This is a genomic window from Vibrio sp. 1580 (assembly GCF_033340055.1).
This window is the reverse complement of the sequence record NZ_JAWOVT010000489.1, coordinates 1-583: the sequence shown is the minus strand read 5'-3', so window position 1 is coordinate 583 and position 583 is coordinate 1. Positions and strand designations below refer to the sequence as shown.

The 583-nt window shown below is 48.7% G+C and carries 1 protein-coding gene; it reads left to right on the top strand.

Features of this window, described 5'->3' with window-relative positions; translation table 11 throughout:
• Window positions 1-583: HD domain-containing protein (locus tag R7093_RS26750; protein ID WP_318147216.1), on the top strand; the 583-nt coding region annotated here is incomplete at both ends.

Here is a 583-nt window from a genome sequence, read left to right as displayed (position 1 = left end):
GACATCGCAGACTCTGGTGAACTCAATACGCTAACCCCAGAACGCGTGTGGCAAGAGTGGCATAAATCGCTTTCAACGCCTCGTCCCGATGTGTTTTTATCAGTATTGCGAGATTGCGGCGCGTTAGCTGTCGTGCTACCAGAAATCGATGCGCTGTTTGGGGTGCCTCAACCTGAAAAATGGCATCCAGAGATCGATACGGGTATCCATACGTTGATGGTAGCAGAGCAAGCCGCAAAGCTGAGCACGTCACTCCCTGTTAGATTTGCCGCACAGGTGCATGACTTAGGGAAAGGCGTGACACCAGAGAGCGAATGGCCAAGCCATAAAATGCATTGTCATACCGGTTTAAAGCTAATTAAAAAACTGTGCGAACGTGTACGTGTACCGAATGAATTTAAAGAGTTAGCGCTCATGGTCTGCGAGCAACACTCCAACATTCATCGCGCCGCTGAGTTAAAGCCGCAAACCATCATCAAAATCCTGAACAAGTTTGATGTATGGCGCAAGTCGGAGCGCCTAAAAGACATTCTAATTTGCTGCCAAGCGGATCATGCAGGCCGCAAAGGTTTAGAAGATCTAC